The sequence below is a fragment of the Pseudoxanthomonas sp. genome (assembly GCF_035999195.1).
Lineage (GTDB): Bacteria > Pseudomonadota > Gammaproteobacteria > Xanthomonadales > Xanthomonadaceae > Pseudoxanthomonas_A.
The window spans coordinates 875,978-894,274 of the sequence record NZ_DASYGY010000009.1 but is presented as its reverse complement, the minus strand read 5'-3'; the positions used below and the strand labels follow the sequence as shown (position 1 = coordinate 894,274).

Sequence of the window (18,297 nt, the reverse complement as noted above, 5' to 3'; positions counted from 1 at the left end):
CTCAGGCTCCCGCGGCGGCGTCGCCGTCCAGGAAGCGCTGCGCCCACAGCTCCAGGCACAGCGATTGCCACAGTGCCTCGCTGCGGTCGATGCCGCGCTCCAGATGGTCGTGCAGCAGCGCCTGCGCCGCGGCGGGCTGCAGCAGGCCGCGTTCGCGGAAGGCACGGCTGCCGAAGGTATCGGCCGCCAGTGCGCGCAGCGGTCCGCGGAACCAGTCGGCCAGCGGAATCGCGAAGCCTTGCTTGGGCTTGCTGATGGCTCGCGGCGGCAACCATTTGTTGGCCACCTCGCGCAGCAGATGCTTGCCGCGACCGTCGCGGACGCGGTAGCCCACCGGCAGCGACAGCGCGAACTGCACCAGGTCCGGCTGCAGGAAAGGCGAGCGTCCTTCGAGCGAGGCGGCCATCGCCATCCGGTCCAGCTTCACCAGGATGTCGTCGGGCAGGTAACTCTGCAGGTCGATCGCGACGGCGCGGTCCAGCGGTTCATCGCCGGCGCCCAGATCGCTGCCGGGCTGGGCCAGTGCGGGCAGGTGGAAGTGGTCCTTGCCGCCCGCCTGCGGGCGCAGGTGCCGCGCGATGTCGGACCGCATCACCGCCACGCCGCTCAGGTAGCGTTCGTCGAACGGCAGTCGCAGCCGCTCGCCGACGCGCGCCAGCCGCTCGCCGTAGGGATTGGGCGCCATGGCACCGGCCAGCGACAGTCCCGCCGCCGCCGCGCCCCGCATCGCACCCAGGCGCTCGAGCTTCATCAGCTTGAGATAGCGGTCGTAGCCGCCGAACATCTCGTCGCCCCCGTCGCCGGTAAGCACCATCTTCACGTGCTGCCGCGCGAGCTGCGAGACGAGGAACGTGGGCACGGCGGACGAGTCGGCGAACGGTTCGTCGAAATGCCAGACCAGGGTCTGCAGCAGGTCGACGGCATCGGGCTCCACCACCAGCTCGTGGTGTTCGGTACCCAGGTGCTTTGCCACGCGGCGCGCGTCGTCGAGCTCGTTGTAGGCCGCCTCCTTGAAGCCGATGGTGAAGGTCTTCACCGGCTGGCCGAGGTGGCGCGCCATCAGCGCGACGACCGTGCTCGAATCCAGCCCGCCGCTGAGGAAGGCGCCGAACGGCACGTCGGATACGAGCCGGCTGGCGACCGCACGGTCCAGCAGTTCTTCCAGCCGCTCCGCCGCGTCCGCTTCGCCCAGCGTGGTCTTCGGCGACAGTGACGGCTGCCAGTAGCAGTGCAGGCTGATCCTGCCGTCGCGGTAGCGCAGGAAGTGCGCGGGCGGCAGCTTGTTGACGCCGGCGAACACGCTGTACGGCGACGGGACGTAGCCGTAGGCCAGATAGGCCCGCAGCGCGTCGTCGTTGAGGTCGCGCGGACAGTCGGGCGACTGCAGCAGCGACTTCAGCTCGGAGCCGAACAGCACGCGACGCTCGTCGTGCGCGTAGTAGAGGGGCTTCTCGCCCAGGCGGTCGCGGGCCAGCACCAGTTCCTGCGTGCGGCGGTCCCAGATGGCGACGCCGAACATGCCGTCCAGCTGCGCGAAGATGCCGACGCCGTCCCGCAGGTAGCCCTGCAGGATCACCTCGGTATCGCTCTGGCTGGCGAACGCATGGCCGTCGCGTTCCAGGCCCGCGCGCAGTTCGCGGTAGTTGTAGATCTCGCCGTTGAAGACGATGCAGACCTGGCGGTCCGCCCCGTACATCGGCTGGTGTCCGCCACCGACATCGATGATCGACAGGCGGCGCATGCCCAGCAGCGCGCGCTCGTCGTGGTGCAGACCCTCGTCGTCGGGGCCGCGATGGTGGATGACGGTGTTCATGCGCCGGACCAGCGCCGGATCGGGCGTGGGCTGGCCGGGGGCGACCACGAGGCCTGCGATGCCGCACATGTCAGACGTTCCCGTTGTGCGCGGGGGCACCGTGGGCGAGGCGGCGTTCGCCGCGATACAGCTGCACCAGCCGGTTGAGCACTTGGTCGAGGCCCGCGTGGTTGCGCACGGTCGTCCGCGCGGCGTCGCCCATGGCGGTGCGGGCGGCGCCGTCGAGTGCCGCCGCCTGCTCGAGGCAGGCGGCCAGCCCGGCGCGGTCGCCCGGTTCGAACAGCCAGCCGTTCTCGCCCGGGCGGACGAAGTCCTCGTTGCCGCTGATGCGGCTGGCGACCATCGGCAGGCCCGCGGCCATCGACTCCAGCAGCGTGTTGGACAGGCCCTCGATCCGCGACGTCAGGACGCCGATGTTGCCGTCGGCCAGCGGCCGCTCGATGTCGTCGCGATGACCGGCGAAATCGACGCGTCCGCCCAGGCCGAGCGCATCGACGCGTTGCCGCAGTTCTTCTTCCAGCCTGCCCGTGCCGACCAGCAGCAGGCTGGCGGCAGGGTGGCTGGGTGCGATGTCCGAGAAGGCGTCCAGCAGGACGGTCAGCCCCTTTTCCGCCTCCAGCCGCCCGATGAAGACGAAGCGCGCCGGCAGCGCCGGGTCGCGGCGGATGCCGGCGAACCGCCGGGTATCGACCGCATTGGGCAGCGCGACGATCCGCTCCGGCGGGATGCCGCGCGCTTCCAGCGTGCGCGCGATGCGGCGGCTGATCGCCAGCCAGGTTTCGGTGCGCCGCAACGCGCGCTGCGCCAGCGCGTCGACCAGTCCGGTGCGCGGCGCCAGCGTGCCTTTTTCGAGTTCCCACCAGCCCGACACCTTGGTCAGTACGCGCTTGTCCAGCCAGGGTCCCAGCACCGCGCAGATCGCCGCCATGCGGTGGGCGATATGGACGTGCCATGCGTCGTAGCGGTGGCGGCGTGCGTACAGGAAGGCGACCGTCTGCACCCACAGCAGCGGACTGGCGATGAGCGGCAGGCGCAGGAAGGGCAGGCGGCAGACCACGGCGCCGTCCACGCGTTCGACCTTCGCCGGCGACGCCCAGGGCAGGCGCGGCACGAGGATGGTCACGCGGTGGCCGCGGGCGCGCAGCCCGCGCGAAAGCGTGCGCACCTGCGCTTCGGCGCCACCGCCCTTGTGCGCCGGATACGCGGCTTCCATCACCATCAGCACGCGCAGCGCATCAACGGGCATCCATGTATCTCCGCATCCACAGTTCCAGCACCAGCAGTTGCCAGAGTGCGTTGGAATGGTCCCAGCCGCCGGCCATGTGCAGGTCGACGAGGCGTTCGATGAAGGCCGGATTCACCCAGCCGCGTTCGCGGGTGCGCTGATCCAGCAGTACCTCCCGCACGCGCGCCTGCAGGGCGGGATCTTCCTTCATCCAGATCGCGATGGGCAGCCCGAAGCCCTGCTTGCGCTTGCTCAGGATCTCGGTCGGCAGGATGTCGGCGACGGCCTGCTTGAACAGGTAGCGCTTCTTCAGGCCACGCACCTTGTAGTGCGCCGCCAGGCGCCCGCAGTAGTCGACCAGGGCCGGGTCCAGGTACGGGAAACGCACGGACACGCCATGGTGGCGGCAGGCGCGATGGACCTTGACCAGGTCGTTCTGCGCGATGGCCATCAGCAGGTCCAGCCGCATGATCTGGTGCAGCGGTTCGGTGCGTGGACCCGTCGCGTACACGCCACGCATGAAGTCCAGCGAGGCATCCTGCGGCACCTGCGAGCGGAACGCCGGCGTCAGCAGGTCGCCGTAGAAATCGGACGCGAAGGAATCGTCCGTGTAGAAGCGGTCCGGATTCGGCAGCGAGCCGCGACGGGCGAAGTTCTGCACGCGGTTGAGCACGTGCACATGGCCGCCGCCGACGGCGTCGCCGACGGCGCGGGCGGCCGCCTTCAGCGGCGACGGGAGCCGGTAGAAGGCTTCCATCACCTTGTCCTTCGCGTAGCGCTGGTTGCCCCCGAAGATCTCGTCGCCGCCGTCGCCGCCGAGCATCGTCGAGAAGCCCTGGCTGTTCCCCAGCTCGGCGCAGGCCAGCGTCGGCACCGCCGACGCGTTGCCGAAGGGCTGGTCGTAGGCGTCGATCACCGAATCCAGCAAGCCGAGCGCACGATGGCGGTCGACCCTGGCCAGGTGCGGCTTGGCGCCACAGGCCTCGCTGGCCAGACGGGCGAAATCCAGTTCGTCGTAGCCGGCCTCGGGAAAGCCGATGGAGCAGCTGTGCACCTGGGCGCCGGGCTGGCGCGCCAGGATGCTGACGATGCTGCTGCTGTCGGTGCCGCCGCTGAGGAAGCAGCCCCAGTCGCCATCGGAGTGCGGACGGAAATCCTGCACGGTCGCGATCATGCGGTCGCGCAGGTCGTGCGCGAGCTGGATGTCGCTGCCCTGCAGGTCGGCCGGGTACTCGGGAAGGTAGTAGCGCTCGCCACGCTCGCCGGCGTGATCCAGCGCCAGCACGGACCCCGGCTCGATGCGGCGGATGTCGCGGTGGATGGTCAGCGGCGCCGGAATGCAGGTGAAGTTGAGATAGTGGTAGACGGCCGTCAGGTCGACGTCGCGACCGATGCCGGGTGCGTCGAGCAGCAGGCGAAGATCGGTGGCGAGCGCGAAATGGCCATCGCGCCGGTACCAGAACAGGGGCAACGATCCGAAGTGGTCGATGAACGCGCTCACTTCCGACTGCCCCGGCTGCCAACTGGCGAAGGCGAAGCGGCCACGCCAGGCGCGTTGCGGTGCCGTCGTGCCCTCTGCGGCCGCCTCCTCCAGCTGCCCCGCCACCAGGTCGGCGATCGCCAGCCAGTGACGGCCGTTCGCATGCCGGCCATGGCGCACGCCCTCACTGACCGCGGCGCACAGCGTGCCGTCGCCGGTATCCAGCGGCTGCAGGCCGGCCTTGCCCGACAGCCAGGCGGCTGCCTGCGGTCCACTGGCCAGGATGAAGTCTTCGCAGAGCGAGCCGGCCACGGTCATGCGTCGTCCCGTATGGAGCCGACCGGCGAAAGCGGCACGCTGCCGGCATCGGCGGCGCTCGCCCGCAGGCAGCGTTCGTAGACGCTGGTGGTCGTGCGCACCAGTTGCTCCACGGAGTAGCGTTGCCGCGCCACCTGCGCCGCCTGCAGCGAAAGTCGCTGGCGCAGGGCGGCGTCCTTTCCGAGCGATCGCAGGCATCGCGCAAGCGCGTCGGCGTCGTCGTTGGGGAACAGCAGGCCGGTGATGTCGTCCTCGACCAGTTCGGAATTGCCGCCGACCGCCGACGCCACCACCGGGCATCCGGCCGCCATGGCCTCCATGAGAACGTTCGACATGCCTTCGTAGGAGGAGGGAAGAACCAGGAAATCGGCGGATTGCATCAGGGCGGCTGTGTCTTTGCGTTCGCCTAGGAAACGTACATCGGCGTCCAGACCGGCCGCCTCGCGCATCGCGTCGATATCGCCACGCAGCGGACCGTTGCCGGCCAGGGCCACCCAGGGACGCTCGTCGGCCGGAATGCGGGCGAGCGCGCGCATCAGGCAGGCCGGGTTCTTCTCCTTCACCAGACGGCCGACGAACAGCGCGAACGGACGCCCGGGCGGCGCACCTATCGCCTGGCGCAGCAGGTCGCGCTGTCCGGGTGGCAGGGGCTCCGGCGGTACCAGTCCGTTCGGCACCACATCGATGCTGGCGACCGGCACGCCTGCGCGCTCGGCCGCCGCGGCGGCACCGGCGCGCGCATTGGCGATCACGGCCGCAGAGCGGGAGAGGATGAAGCGCTTGATGCGCCAGAACCGTTCGGACTCGTCGAGATACAGGCCGCGGATCGAAGCCAGCAACGGCGGTCGATGCCCGGCCAGCCAACCGGCCACGAGCGTCCACAGCTCGGCCGTCAGCGAGAAGGCATGCACCAGGTCGTAGCGTTCGCGCCGCAGCAGTGCGGCATAGGCCAGCACGAAGCGAGGATCCAGCCGGCCGCGCTTGGGGACATGGTGGACCACGATCCCCTGCGCCCGCAGGTCGCGCACCAGGAAGGATTCCTTGCGGAAGAAGACCAGTTCGGGTTGCCACTGGCGGCGGTCCAGCCCGCCGAGCAGGTAGGTGATCTGGCGCTGGCTGCCGCCCACTTCCATTTCGTCGCTCACCACCAAGAGTTTCCTAGCGCGCATGTGCCACGCCCTCCATCAGGTCCTGCAGGCGACGTGCCTCCTTGCGCGCGTCGAACTCCTGCTCGATCTTCATGCGTGCGCCGCCGACGACCCGCTGCCGCAGCGCCGCGTCCTGCAGCAGGCGTTGCATGGCGTCGGCCAGCGCGGCGGGCTGCTTCTCGTCCACCAGCAAGCCGGAGACGCCGTCTTCGATCAGTTCGGGAATGCCGGAGACACGGGTGCTGACGACGGGGCAGCCGGTCGCCATCGCCTCCATCAGCGCCACGGGGATGCCGTCGCGGTTGCCGTCCGGCGCCACCTCGGAGGGGAGGACGAACAGGGCCGCCTCGCTCATCCAGCGCCTCACCACGTCCTGCGGTTGCGCGCCGCAGAACTCGATCCTGCCGGCCACGCCGCGGGCCTGCGCGAGTGCGCGCAGCGAGGCGTCCAGTGGACCGGAGCCCAGCAGGCGGCACTGGAAATCGATGCCGCGTGCCGACAGCAGGGCGAGCGCCTCGACCAGCGTCGCAAAGCCCTTGATCGGATCCAGCCGTCCGACGGTGAGGATCTGCAACGGCGAACGACCCTCCGGTTGCCACGGGTTCGCGCGCAGGTCGACGCCACAGTGGATGACGTGCAGCTTGTCGCGTGCGCGCACGGTTTCGCGTTCGGCCAGCCACTCCACGTTGAAGCGCGAGATGGTCACCGCCACGGCGGCATCCTCGATCTTGCGGGCGATCAGCTGCCGCTCGATGAAGATGTCGTGCGCATGGCAGGTGAAGCCGAACGGCAGGCGCAGCACGCGCGACAGGGTCCAGGCGGCAGTCGAGGGGTACGTGGCCCAGTGCGCATGCAGTACCTGCGGCTCGAAATCGCGCAGCCAGTCCACGTGTTCCAGGCCACGCATCCAGGCCGCCAGCGACTTGGCCAGCACGGACGGCGAACGCCAGCTGCCGGCGATCACCGTGAACAGCGTGGCCAGTACGCCGACCGGATGACGCAGCAAGGCCTTCGCCGTACCCCACATCGCATGCAGGGTGGAGCGCGGATGCCGCACGCGATCCATCAGGGCCTGGGCGTCCGACTGCACCAGCGTCTCGGAGGGCTTCTTCAGGGAAATGATCCGTACGTCCACGCCGTTCTCGATCAGTGCGGCGATCTCGCGCACGATGAACGTTTCCGACCAGCAGGGAAACAGCGACACCACGTACACGGCGCGCTGCAGGGGAGGGGTCGCCGTCATCGGTGCGCGTCTTCCAGTCGGGTGGTCTGCCACAGGTGCGCCTCGGGGTCGCGCAGGTAGTCCGCAAGGGCGAGCATGGCGCTGGTATTGAGGCTGAGGAACGCGGTGGCCAGCCGCACCGGCAGCAGTGTCGCAAGGCGTGGCCAGCCGCGGCCCATCACCGCGGTCGCATAGGCGATCAGTTGCAGTGCGAACAGCAGCGGGTACAGCACGCCGCCGCGCAGCGCGAGGATGGCGTTGGCCAGCAGCGCGAGCGCCAGCAGCCAGGGCGCGAGCAGGCGCAGCCACTTGTGGCCCCACAGGCGCCACGCGAGCGGATGCGCGCCCGGGATGGCGAGCGCCGGCCGCAGGTGGATCAACTGGAAGTTGCCGGCCAGCGTGCGCCGCTTGCGCCGTTCTTCGTCGACAGGATTGTCCGAGGTGCGGTCGAACGCCAGCGCCGCCGGCACGAACACGGTGCGATGTCCCGACGCGGCGATGCCCAGCGGAATCCACATGTCATCCAGCACGATGCCGGGCGGGATCTCGGGTATGAGCGACCGTCGCGCGGCGTACAGGGCGCCGGTTGCGCCGACCAGCGAGCCGCTGGCGCTTTCCAGCCTGCGGATCGCTTTCTCGTAGCGCCAGTAGGCATCGACACCCTGCCCGTAACCCTCGCGCGCCTGCAGCACCAGTTCGCCGCTCGCGGCACCGACGGTGGGATCGGCCAGCGCCGCCACCAGCGCCCGGGCGGCGCCCGGGTCGATCCGCTGGCGCACATCGTTGAACAGCACGATCTCCGCATCGAGAAGGGGGACCACATTGCCGAGGCAGGCCGACTTTCCGCGCCGCTCGGCGAAGGCGAACACGCGGATGCGCGCGGTGTCGCGCTGCGCGGCGAACCGGTCGCTGCCGTCGGTGCAGCCGTCGCACGCCACGTTGATGCGCAGGCGGTCCGGGGGGTAGTCCAAGGCCAGCAGGTTGTCGAGCTTGGCCGGCAGCTCGCGCATGCCGTTGTGCACGACCAGCAGCACGTCGATCGTCGGCAGTGCGTGTCCGGTGCGGACCGGCCTGGGCCGGACGCGCGCGAGCAGCGCCATCAACAGCGGATAGCCTGCGTAGGCAAAGGCGACCAGCGCCAGCGAGGCCCAGAACAGGATGGTCATGCGCCCCTTCCCAATGCGCCGAGCGCGACCGCGCGCAGCCGCTCGTAACCGGCATCGCCCAGCATGCGCTTGGCCAGCGAAAGGCCGCGGTAGCGCACCCGCTCATGGCCGATGGCCACCTGATCGCGCCGGATCCAGCGCTGGAACGTCAGGTGCCCGGTGGCGGCGGTCATCGCCATGCGGGGCAGGGCCTGCGAGGTCCCCCGGGCGATGTCCAGGATGCCCGGTTCGGACGACAGCACGTGCGTGTACCCGCATTCCTGCGCGACGGACACCAGGTCCTTCGGCATGCGGCCGCCGGGTGGCGCCAGCAGGGTCACCGCCGTTCCGACCTGTTGCTCGATTTCCTCACGCGCGGCCTTCAGGGTCCGGCGCAGGGTCGGCCCATCCAGCTGGGTCAGGTACACGTGATCGTGGCCATGCGACTGGATCGACATGCCGGCGTCGGCCATGTCGCGCAGCTGGTTCCAGTCCAGGAAGCCGGGCGTTCCGACGGTGGCGGGATTGATGAAGAAGTCGGCGGTGATGCCGTGGCGGGACAGCACGGCGAGCGCCACCGCATGGTTGCTGACGTGGCCGTCGTCGAAGGTGACCACGATGCGCGCCTGCGATGTCCCCTGCAGCAGCGCGGCCGCACTGCTGCCACCGCCCGCGGCGGCGATGTCCTGCATCTGCAGCTCGAAGTCGTCCGCCGGCAGCGTGTAGTGCGGGTCCTGGCCGGCGGGCATCGCACCGGTATGCAGCGCGTGATACATCAGCGCGACGACGGGGCCGGGATCTGCGGCGATGGGGGAAGCGGATGGCATTGCGCGTCAGCGGTAGTACGTGACAGACAGCACCACCACGTTCTCGACGTAGTCCTGGCTGCCGATCGAGCTGTCGCGCTTCCGGTGACGGTAGTCGAACTGCGCGCCCCAGTGACGGCTGAACCGCATGGCCAGCCCGGCCCCCAGGATGGTGTCGGTATCGTCGCGCGCGATGTTGGTGAATTCGCGCTTGTAGCGCTGCGCCACGCCCGTCAGGCTGAGGCGCGCCGTCAGCCCGTAGCGTGCCGACACCGAGATCCCCGAGTTGTCGGCATCGAAACTGTCGTCGCGGATGTAACGGAGCTGCTCGAAGTACGGTTCGGCCAGCACCGACAGGCGTTCGCCGGTGAACTCGTAGCCCAGGCTCAGGCGGCGCTGCTTGAAGGTGTCCGGAATGATCTGCAGGTTGGGATCGCCCGGCTGGCCGACGATCGGACCGCCCGGATCGCCGGGATCGGTCGGTTCGCCCGGGGCGCCGACGCGCTGGATCAGGTCCTGCGAGGCATCGCCGAACTGGTAGCTGGCGCGCGCGCTCAGCTGGCTGCGCGGTGCGACCTCCCACCCCGCATACCCGCGGAACAACGCACTGGACGTGCCGTCCACGCCCTCCGGCTTCAGGCGCGAGTAGCCGGCGCTGATGTCCACGCTGAGTTTGGACAGCTGGCTCAGGTAGGTGACATAGGCGTCGTAGCGCTTGTAGTTGTACAGCTCGGCGATGGTGTCGTACTCGGTCTGGCTGGCTTCCACGTTGAACACCAGCGCGTCGGTGGCGCCGAGCGCGCGCGCCAGCCGCGCCGCGGCCGAGTAGCGGTCGCTGTTGAAGGTCTCGGTCTCCTCGGCCCAGCTGTTGGTGTAGCGCAGATCGAGCTGCCCGCGCATGTTCTCGCCGAAGCGGGCCATCAGCGTAGGGCCGCCCTCGAAGACGTTGATCTTCTGCTGGTTGCCCGGGGTGAAGGCGGCCAGCGAATCCACCGACTGCTCGCTCAGCGAGTCGCGTGCGTAGAACATCAGGCGGTCCGGCAGTACGGTCCACTCCAGTTCGCCGCTGAACTCGCCACGAGTGTCGTCCTCGTAGACGTCGTCCATGTAGTCCAGGTGCTGCACGTTGCCGCGCAGGCGGGTGGTCAGCGCCGAGCTGTCGTGGCTCAGGACGAACCTCACCTGCGGCGACAGGATGTCCTCGCTGATCTCGTCGGCGGCCTGCAGCACGATGTTGTCGCTGTGCATGTAACGCAGGCTGACGTCGTATTCCAGGCGCGCCGCCTGGGCGCCGACCGGCAGCGCCGCGGCCAGCGCCGCGCACAGGACGCGCTGGCGTGCGAAACGGATATGGCGGGTACGGTGGCCGAACATGTCCATGGTTTCCTCCGTGCGCGGATGTGTCAGACGCCTTCGTTGAACACGACGCCGGCGAACTTCTTCGGGTCGAAGTTCGCCGCGGCCTGGGCGATGGCGGCGGGGGTGTCGCGTCCGTATCCGGCCACCAGCACCACGACGTCGGCGAGATCCGACAGGATGCGGGCATCCGGGGCGCCGCGAACGGGGGGCGCGTCGAGGAACAGGTGGCAGTTGGGATAGCGGCTGCGCAGCGAGTCCAGCAGCAGGCGCATGCGGAACGAGGAGAAGTACTCGGCGCCGGTTTCGCGCGTGCGGCCCGCCGGCAGCAGCCGCAGGCGGGGCACGCCGGTGTCGTACAGGACGCTCTCGGTGGTGCGTTCCTGGTCCTCGAGGTAGTCCACCAGGCCACCCGACTCGGCCGACAGCTTCATGGTCCGGTCCTGGGTCGGCTGGCGCAGGTCGCAGTCGATCAACAGCGCGCTCTTGGTTTCGTCGAACGCCACCGCGACGGCCAGGTTGCGCGCGACGAAGCTGCCGCCGCTGCCGGGGCTCACCGGCGCGACCAGGGTGATGAAGTTGCCTTCGGCCACCGAGAGCAGTTGCGTGCGCAACTCGCGGAAGGCGTCGACCTCGCGGCGGGCACCGTCGGTGCGGTAGATGGTGGAGCGGTCCTCCAACTGCAGGGGACTCAGTGCGGTGGTGGGCGTACGCGGCGCGATGGAGCGGCTGGCCACGTGACCGTCGTGGTCACCCGGAGATTCCCCGCCGAGCGGCCGGATCGAGTTGCTCATAGGACTTCCATCACCTTCAGCGTATAGGTCAGGCCGTACAGCAGCGGCACGGCCAGGAACAGCGAGGCCGCCAGGCTGTAGCGGCGCAGCGCCGCCCTCCGGCGCCGGCCGGTCAGATAGGCGGGCATCGTGCCCAGGACAGGCAGGCCGGCCTCGCGTTCGATCTGCAGCGGCGAGCGCACGCGCGGGTCGAGCTTGGTCAGCGCGAACAGCAGGCCGAGCGGAATCAGCAGGGCCAGCGCCAGTCCGGCGCCCGCCACGTGCATCACGCGCAGCCCGCTCGGGCGCAGGGGCATCTGCGCCGGCTCCTGGATGCGGAAACTCAGGCCGCGCTGTTCCGCGTCGAGGTTCATCGATACGCGGGCGTTCTCGCGGCGCTTCAGCAGGTCCTGGTACAGGTCGCGGTTGACTTCGTAGTCGCGCGTGAGTTCGGCCAGCGTGCTTTCGGACGAGGCGATGCGGTTGCTGCGCGCCATCTCGCTGGCCAGCATCTGCTCGGCACTGGCGATGCGCGCGGCGGTGGCGGCGCTCCGGCGGCGTGCCTCGGCCAGCTTGCTGCGCAGCTCGCCGTAAAGCGGATTGAACGCCGCCGGACCGTCGAGGGCCGTGCCGGCCGTGCGCGGCGCGCTCTCTTCGCGGCGCAGGTCCTGTTCCACGTCGCGGATCTGGTGCTGTAGGCGCACCACGTCGGGATGCTGGTCGGTGTACTGCAGCAGCAGGCGGTCGCGCTCGGACTGCAGCTCCGCCAGGCGTGCACGGAACTGGCCGGCGCGGGTCTGCACCAGGGTGATCTCGCTCTCGCCGGACAGCTGGGACTGCAGCGCCGACTCCTGGGAGCGCAGGTCGATCAGCTCCATCCGCGCGCCTTCGATGATGCGGCGCAGCTCGCCGATGCGGGCATTGACGTCGACGTCGGTGCCGGGGCGTGCGTCGGGCGTGCTCTGCCGGAAGGCTTCCAGTCCGTTTTCCGCGGCGGTCAGCTTCGCGTGGTACTGGTTCACCTGCGAATCGATGAACGCATAGGCCTCGCTGCTCTCGCGCTCCTTGGTGGCCAGGCTCTCCTGGATGACCAGTTCGGCGAAACGGCGGGTGATCTCGTAGGCGCGCGTGGCGTCCGAGTCGCTGTAGGCGATCTCGATGAGGTTGGCGCGCGGGTTGCTGATGCTGGTCCGGTCGATGATCTTCTCGATCAGCTTGTCCTGCTCCAGCGGCGTGGGGTTGTCCTGCAGCCATCCGCCGGTCTTGAGGATTTCCTCCATCACCCGGCGGCTGAACGCCACTTCGCGCAGGATGCTGGCGCGGTCCACCACGCTGGTGGCCACGGCGCGGCCCTCCATCAGCGGCGCGATGATGTTGCGGTCCTCGACCAGGATGATCGTGGAGGAGGTGTACTTCTTCGGCAGCATCATGCCGAGCACCAGTCCCAGCAGCGCGATGCCCGCGAACAGGCCCGCCAGCAGCACGGAGCGGCGCTTGAACTCCTTGCTCAGCACCGGCACGGCGTCGAACACGGAGCGCCCTTCCTCGGGCGCTCCCCAGGCGGCGGACTGGTTCACAGGACGCGTTCCGGTACGGTGATCACGTCGCCGGGCGCGACGGTGAAGTTGGTGCTCAGGTCGCCGCGATTGAGGATGCGGTCCAGCCGCACCGCGTAGCTCTGGGTGGCGTCGGTCGTCTTGCGGTACAGGTTGGAGCGGTCGGGCGCGGCGAACTCGGTGACGCCGCCGGCGGCCAGGACCGCATCCAGCACCGTCATGCCCGGGCGATAGGGGATGGAGACCGGTTGCCGGACCGCGCCCGTGACGCGCACGCGCGACAGGTATTCGTGGCTGCGCAGCTCGGTCAGGATCACCGCGACCTGCGGGTCGCGGACATAGGTGGCGAGCTTGCCCTGGATGTCCTGGGCGACCTCGGCCGGACTGCGGCCGCCGGCCGCCACGTCGCCCACCAGCGGCACGGAGATCATGCCGTCCGGGCGCACCGGCACGGTGATGCCGAGCTCCGGATTGCGCCAGACCGACACCTGCACGATGTCGTCCACGCCGATGAGGTAGCTCTCGACGGCGGAGGTCGCCTGTTGCGGCGGAGCGGACTTGCTGCCGGCGCCGCCGGACGCGCAGCCGGCAAGGAGGAGCGCAAGCATGACGGCCAGAAGGCCGGCGAAGGTGCGGTTCATCGAACATCCCCTGATGTTGTTGCGGATTGCCTCATATAACGCAGGCAACGCCCGCGCCCGGCCATCCGCGCAGGGGTTTTCCGCTACACCCGATAGAACGCCCGGTACCAGTCGACGAAGCGGCGGATGCCGGTTTCGATGGGCGTGGACGGGTGGTAGCCGGTGTCGCGGCGCAGGGCCTCGACATCGGCCTCGGTGTCGGGCACGTCGCCGGGCTGCATCGGCAGCAGCCGCTTCTCGGCCGTGCGGCCCAGGCAGTCCTCCAGCACCTCGATGTAGCGCAGCAGCTGGACCGGCTGGTGGTTGCCGATGTTGTAGACCCGCCACGGTGCACTGGAGGAACCGGGATTCGGCAGCATCGGATCGTAGGTGGGGTCCGGGCCGGGCACGGTATCGAGTGTGCGGATCACGCCTTCGACGATGTCGTCGATGAAGGTGAAGTCGCGGGTATGGTGGCCGTGGTTGAACACGTCGATGGGCCTGCCTTCGAGGATGTTCCTGGTGAACAGGAACAGCGCCATGTCCGGCCGGCCCCACGGGCCGTACACGGTGAAGAAGCGCAGGCCCGTGGTGGGCAACCCGAACAGGTGGCTGTACGTGTGCGCCATCAGCTCGTTGGCCTTCTTGGTGGCCGCGTACAGGCTGACCGGATGGTCCACGCTGTCCTCCACCGCGAACGGCAGCTTGCGGTTGGCGCCGTAGACCGAACTGGACGAGGCGTACACCAAGTGCTCGACGCCGCGGTGGCGGCAGGCTTCCAGGATGTTGGTGAAACCGACGATGTTGCTGTCGATGTAGGCGTGCGGATTCTCCAGCGAATAGCGCACGCCGGCCTGCGCGGCCAGGTTCACCACGCGCTGCGGCTTGAAGTCGTCGAAGGCGGCCTCGAGCGCGGCGCGGTCTTCCAGCGACGCGCGGACGAAACGGAACCCGTCCTTCGGCAACAGCCGCGCCAGACGCGCGTCCTTCAGGGTCGGGTCGTAGTAGTCGTTGAGGTTGTCGTAGCCCAGCACTTCGTCGCCGCGGTCGAGCAGGCGATGGCTGAGGTGGGAGCCGATGAAACCGGCAGCACCGGTGACGAGGACGCGCATCAGGGGATTCCGTGGGAGGGGTCGGTTACAGGCAGTCGTCGACGGCGTGGCGGGGCAGCGCCCGCTTCACGTCGAAGAGCACCGCGCCGGGCTTGCCGAGGGCGCGGATGCCGTGGGCGCCGCGTTCGGTGAACTCGCGGTGGGCGACCGCCAGGATGACGGCATCGTACTGGCCCGCCTGCGGCTCCGCCACCAGGTCCAGCCCGTACTCGTGCTTCGCCTCCTCCGCGCTGACCCACGGATCGTGCACGTCGACCTGCGCGTTGTAGCTGCGCAGCTCGGCCACGATGTCCACCACCCGCGTGTTGCGCACGTCCGGGCAGTTCTCCTTGAACGCCAGTCCCATGACCAGCACCCTGGCGCCGGTGGTGGGCAGGTTCTGCCGCGCCATCAGCTTGGCCACGCGGCGCGCGACATGGCTGCCCATGCCGTCGTTGATGCGGCGACCGGCCAGGATCACGTCCGGGTGGTAGCCGATCTGCTGCGCCTTGTGGGTCAGGTAGTACGGATCCACGCCGATGCAGTGGCCGCCCACCAGGCCGGGCCGGAACGGCAGGAAGTTCCACTTGGTGCCGGCGGCTTCCAGGACCTCGTGGGTATCGATGCCCAGCCGGTGGAAGATCAGCGCCAGTTCGTTGATCAGCGCGATGTTGACGTCGCGCTGGGTGTTCTCGATGACCTTCGCCGCTTCCGCCACGCGGATGCTGCTGGCCTTGTGCGTGCCGGCGGTGATGATGCTGCCGTACAGCGCGTCGACGAAGTCGGCGACCTCCGGCGTGGAACCGGAGGTGACCTTCATGATCGTCTCCAGGCGATGCTGCTTGTCGCCGGGATTGATGCGCTCGGGACTGTAGCCGGCGTAGAAATCCTGGTTGAAGCGCAGGCCCGATTCGCGCTCGATGATGGGGACGCAGGTCTCCTCGGTGGCACCGGGATACACGGTCGATTCGTAGATGGCGACCGCGCCCTTGCCGATCGCACGGCCCACGGTGCGGCTGGCCGACTCCAGCGGATGCAGGTCCGGCCGCTTGTAGTCGTCGATCGGGGTGGGGACGGTGACGATGAAGACGTTGCAGCCGGCCAGCGCGGCAGGATCATCGCTGAAGGCCAGCAGCGGGGTATCGCGCAGTTCCTCGACGCTGACCTCCAGCGTGTGGTCCCGGTGATCGCTCAGCTCGGCGACGCGCTTGCGGTTGATGTCGAAGCCGAGCGTGGGAAACGTGCGGCCGAACGCGACGGCCAGCGGCAGCCCGACGTAGCCCAGGCCGATCACGGCGATCCGGACCTGGTCCAGGGTGGGCAATGGAGCGTTCATCAATGTGGGATCCCCTGTGTGTTGCGGATGCGGACGAGTCTATAGGGCGGACGGGTGCGGACGCATGACCGCGCGCTGCCCGGTATCGAGTCGATCAACGTGCAAAGCTCCGTCCAGAGGACAGGCGGCGACGATGGCCTGATGGCGCCGCCCGCTACGTACCCCTGCATGACCAGCCCCGACGCGGCTGGACGATCAGCGGCCGGGGAGTCGAGATGCGGATCCTGTTGTGCGGTGGCGCCGGCTACATCGGCGCGCATGCTTATGTGGTGCTCGTCGAGCGTGGGCACGATGTCGTGGTGGCCGACAATTTCAGCAACAGCTCGCCGGGCGTGCTGGCGCGCCTGCAGCGGATCACCGGGCAACCGGTACCGTTCCAGCCGCTGGACCTGCGCGACCGCGAGGCGGTGATCGGCTTCTTCGCCCGCCAGCACTTCGACGCCGTGGTCCACTTCGCCGCATTGAAGGCCGTTGGCGAGTCCTGCGAGCGGCCGCTGGACTATTTCCACAACAACATCGGCGGCACGCTCAACCTGCTGCATGGCATGCAGTCGGCGGGCGTCAAGCGGCTGGTGTTCAGCTCTTCCGCCACCGTCTACGGCGACCCGGCCAGCGTGCCGGTGCGCGAGGACGCACGCCTGCAGGTCACCAATCCCTACGGCCGTACCAAGCTGGTGATGGAGGAGCTGATCGGCGACCTGTGCGCCAGCGATCCCGGATTCCACGCCGCCAACCTGCGCTACTTCAATCCGGTCGGGGCCCATGAGTCCGGGCTCATCGGCGAGGACCCCACCGGGATTCCCAACAACCTGATGCCCTACATCTGCCAGGTGGCGGTGGGCCGCCGCGAACACCTGAGCGTGTTCGGTGGCGACTGGCCCACGATCGACGGGACGGGCGTGCGCGACTACATCCACGTGATGGACCTGGCGCGCGCGCACGCGGATGCGCTGGACTTCCTGGTGCGCGAACGCCGCAGTCTGACGGTGAACCTGGGCACGGGGCAGGGCGTCAGCGTGCTGCAACTGGTGCAGGCGTTCGCGGGTGCGGCGTCGCGCGAGATTCCCTACCGGATCGTGGCGCGGCGCGCGGGCGACGTGGCCGAAGTGTATGCGGACCCTTCGCTGGCCAACGACGTGCTGGGCTGGCGCGCCGAACTCGATGTCGATGCCATGTGCCGCGACGCCTGGCGCTGGCAGTCGCAGAACCCGCAGGGTTACCCCGCCGCCTGAGCGGGCGGCCGACGCGACCCGCTCGGCACGGACGCCGCAGCGACGGGGCATCGCAGGCTGGCGGCGGCGGGAAGATTGCCCGAGAATCGGCGCACGCTTTCCTGCCGGACCCGCATGCACTCCGACGCCGTGCACCATCTGGCGGAACAGAACCGCTCACGCTATGGCGTGCGCATGTACCGCATGCGTGCGCTGGGGCTGGGCCTGGGAGCGCTCTGCGTGGGCGCCGTGCTGTACGAGTACGCGGCACCGCCGGCACTGTGGGCCCTGCTGATCGCCAACGGTTTCCTGTGGCCGCACCTGGCCTACCTGCGGGTGAAGCTGCAGCGCGGCGATCCGCTGTCGGCAGAGTTCCAGAACCTCACCTTCGACGCCGCCATGGGCGGTTTCTGGATCGCGGCGATGCGGTTCGACGCGCTGCCCAGCGTGTTGCTGGCGGTGATGCTGACCATGGACAAGTGGATCGTCGGCGGCGGCCGTTTCGGCCTGCGTACGCTGACGGCGATGGTCCTGACCTGCGCAGCCGCGAGCGCCGCCTGGGGCTTCGCCTTCGAGCCGTACACCAGCTATCCGGTCGTGCTGGCCTGCCTGCCGTTCCTGGCGATCTATCCGATGGCCATCGGGTTCGCCACGCATTCGCTGTCCCGCAAGGCGCGCCGCCAGAAGGACCTGTTGGAGAGGATGGCCCGCTTCGATGCCGCCACCGGGCTGATGAACCGCCAGCAGTGGCTGCACGAGGCGACCGTCGAACTGAAGCGCTACCACCGGGTGGGGCGGACGGCGGTGCTGGTGCTGATCGACATCGATCGCTTCAAGGACATCAACGACGGCTACGGCCACACCGTCGGCGACGAGGTGGTGGAGGAATTCGCGCGGCTGCTCAAGGCCTGCCTGCGCGATGTCGACACGGGCGGGCGCTACGGTGGCGACGAGTTCGGCGTCGTGATGCCGGATGCGCGCTGGGAGGAGGCCATCGTCGCGGCCGAACGCCTGCGGCGCCAGGTCGCGGCCTGCACGTTCTCCGCGCGCGGCCTTCGGTGCACCGTCAGCATCGGACTGGCCGAATGCCATGCCGGCATCGCCTCGGTTTCCGACTGGATCAACAGCGCCGACAGCGCGCTCTACCGGGCGAAGGCGCAGGGGCGCGACTGCATCGTCGTGGGATGCTGAGCGCGG

General features: G+C 69.2%; 15 protein-coding genes. 2 read left to right on the top strand and 13 right to left on the bottom strand.

From position 1 onward, the window contains the following. Position 1 precedes the first annotated feature (1 nt). The 13 genes from asnB to VGN58_RS11275 all read right to left on the bottom strand — a co-directional run bounded on the left by asnB (position 2) and on the right by VGN58_RS11275 (position 15,889). Positions 2–1,882, bottom strand: coding sequence for an asparagine synthase (glutamine-hydrolyzing) (gene asnB / locus VGN58_RS11335; RefSeq protein ID WP_327483333.1), 1,881 nt, complete (start codon positions 1,880–1,882; stop codon positions 2–4). Between the two features lies 1 nt (position 1,883). Beyond that, a complete protein-coding gene (locus VGN58_RS11330) occupies positions 1,884–3,059 on the bottom strand; it encodes a glycosyltransferase family 4 protein (RefSeq protein ID WP_327483332.1) in 1,176 nt (391 codons plus the stop codon). Then, complete coding sequence (locus VGN58_RS11325) at positions 3,049–4,836, bottom strand: asparagine synthase C-terminal domain-containing protein (RefSeq protein WP_327483331.1); 1,788 nt, start codon at positions 4,834–4,836, stop codon at positions 3,049–3,051. The genes VGN58_RS11330 and VGN58_RS11325 overlap by 11 nt, the downstream gene beginning before the upstream one ends. After that, complete coding sequence (locus VGN58_RS11320; protein WP_327483330.1) at positions 4,833–5,981, bottom strand: glycosyltransferase; 1,149 nt, start codon at positions 5,979–5,981, stop codon at positions 4,833–4,835. The genes VGN58_RS11325 and VGN58_RS11320 overlap by 4 nt, the downstream gene beginning before the upstream one ends. 13 nt (positions 5,982–5,994) lie before the next feature. Then, positions 5,995–7,227: a glycosyltransferase gene (locus VGN58_RS11315; RefSeq protein WP_327483329.1), complete on the bottom strand. Its 1,233-nt coding sequence runs from the start codon at positions 7,225–7,227 to the stop codon at positions 5,995–5,997. Then, entirely contained in the window at positions 7,224–8,372 is a 1,149-nt protein-coding gene (locus VGN58_RS11310; protein WP_327483328.1) for a glycosyltransferase family 2 protein, read from the bottom strand. The genes VGN58_RS11315 and VGN58_RS11310 overlap by 4 nt, the downstream gene beginning before the upstream one ends. Next, the gene (locus tag VGN58_RS11305; protein WP_327483327.1) at positions 8,369–9,178 is read right to left on the bottom strand and encodes a polysaccharide deacetylase family protein; all 810 of its coding nucleotides are present in this window, start codon (positions 9,176–9,178) and stop codon (positions 8,369–8,371) included. The genes VGN58_RS11310 and VGN58_RS11305 overlap by 4 nt, the downstream gene beginning before the upstream one ends. 6 nt (positions 9,179–9,184) lie before the next feature. Then, positions 9,185–10,537, bottom strand: a complete 1,353-nt coding sequence (locus VGN58_RS11300) for an outer membrane beta-barrel protein (protein ID WP_327483326.1) — start codon at positions 10,535–10,537, stop codon at positions 9,185–9,187. Between the two features lie 23 nt (positions 10,538–10,560). Further along, entirely contained in the window at positions 10,561–11,307 is a 747-nt protein-coding gene (locus VGN58_RS11295) for a polysaccharide biosynthesis protein (RefSeq protein WP_327483325.1), read from the bottom strand. Next, the gene (locus tag VGN58_RS11290) at positions 11,304–12,863 is read right to left on the bottom strand and encodes an XrtA system polysaccharide chain length determinant (RefSeq protein ID WP_327483324.1); all 1,560 of its coding nucleotides are present in this window, start codon (positions 12,861–12,863) and stop codon (positions 11,304–11,306) included. The genes VGN58_RS11295 and VGN58_RS11290 overlap by 4 nt, the downstream gene beginning before the upstream one ends. Then, positions 12,860–13,483 carry an XrtA/PEP-CTERM system exopolysaccharide export protein gene (locus tag VGN58_RS11285; RefSeq protein WP_327483323.1) on the bottom strand — a complete coding sequence of 208 codons (624 nt, stop codon included), beginning with the start codon at positions 13,481–13,483 and terminating at the stop codon, positions 12,860–12,862. The genes VGN58_RS11290 and VGN58_RS11285 overlap by 4 nt, the downstream gene beginning before the upstream one ends. Positions 13,484–13,566: 83 nt before the next feature. Beyond that, entirely contained in the window at positions 13,567–14,574 is a 1,008-nt protein-coding gene (locus VGN58_RS11280) for an NAD-dependent epimerase (protein WP_327483322.1), read from the bottom strand. Between the two features lie 25 nt (positions 14,575–14,599). Beyond that, positions 14,600–15,889 (bottom strand): nucleotide sugar dehydrogenase, encoded by a 1,290-nt coding sequence (locus VGN58_RS11275; RefSeq protein WP_327483321.1) that lies wholly within the window; start codon positions 15,887–15,889, stop codon positions 14,600–14,602. 215 nt (positions 15,890–16,104) lie between these two features. Here VGN58_RS11275 and galE point away from each other — a divergent pair, with 215 nt between their 5' ends. Beyond that, complete coding sequence (gene galE / locus VGN58_RS11270) at positions 16,105–17,121, top strand: UDP-glucose 4-epimerase GalE (RefSeq protein ID WP_327483320.1); 1,017 nt, start codon at positions 16,105–16,107, stop codon at positions 17,119–17,121. A 114-nt stretch (positions 17,122–17,235) separates the two neighbouring features. Continuing rightward, positions 17,236–18,291 (top strand): diguanylate cyclase, encoded by a 1,056-nt coding sequence (locus tag VGN58_RS11265; RefSeq protein WP_327483319.1) that lies wholly within the window; start codon positions 17,236–17,238, stop codon positions 18,289–18,291. Positions 18,292–18,297 lie beyond the last annotated feature (6 nt).

Coding starts and splice junctions, on each gene's coding strand:
- VGN58_RS11280 (WP_327483322.1), bottom strand. CDS start 14,574: ATGCGCGTCCTCGTCACCGGTGCTGCCGGTTTCATCGGCTCCCACCTC.
- asnB (WP_327483333.1), bottom strand. CDS start 1,882: ATGTGCGGCATCGCAGGCCTCGTGGTCGCCCCCGGCCAGCCCACGCCC.
- VGN58_RS11265 (WP_327483319.1), top strand. CDS start 17,236: ATGCACTCCGACGCCGTGCACCATCTGGCGGAACAGAACCGCTCACGC.
- VGN58_RS11285 (WP_327483323.1), bottom strand. CDS start 13,483: ATGAACCGCACCTTCGCCGGCCTTCTGGCCGTCATGCTTGCGCTCCTC.
- VGN58_RS11295 (WP_327483325.1), bottom strand. CDS start 11,307: ATGAGCAACTCGATCCGGCCGCTCGGCGGGGAATCTCCGGGTGACCAC.
- galE (WP_327483320.1), top strand. CDS start 16,105: ATGCGGATCCTGTTGTGCGGTGGCGCCGGCTACATCGGCGCGCATGCT.
- VGN58_RS11305 (WP_327483327.1), bottom strand. CDS start 9,178: ATGCCATCCGCTTCCCCCATCGCCGCAGATCCCGGCCCCGTCGTCGCG.
- VGN58_RS11310 (WP_327483328.1), bottom strand. CDS start 8,372: ATGACCATCCTGTTCTGGGCCTCGCTGGCGCTGGTCGCCTTTGCCTAC.
- VGN58_RS11315 (WP_327483329.1), bottom strand. CDS start 7,227: ATGACGGCGACCCCTCCCCTGCAGCGCGCCGTGTACGTGGTGTCGCTG.
- VGN58_RS11275 (WP_327483321.1), bottom strand. CDS start 15,889: ATGAACGCTCCATTGCCCACCCTGGACCAGGTCCGGATCGCCGTGATC.
- VGN58_RS11300 (WP_327483326.1), bottom strand. CDS start 10,537: ATGGACATGTTCGGCCACCGTACCCGCCATATCCGTTTCGCACGCCAG.
- VGN58_RS11330 (WP_327483332.1), bottom strand. CDS start 3,059: ATGCCCGTTGATGCGCTGCGCGTGCTGATGGTGATGGAAGCCGCGTAT.
- VGN58_RS11325 (WP_327483331.1), bottom strand. CDS start 4,836: ATGACCGTGGCCGGCTCGCTCTGCGAAGACTTCATCCTGGCCAGTGGA.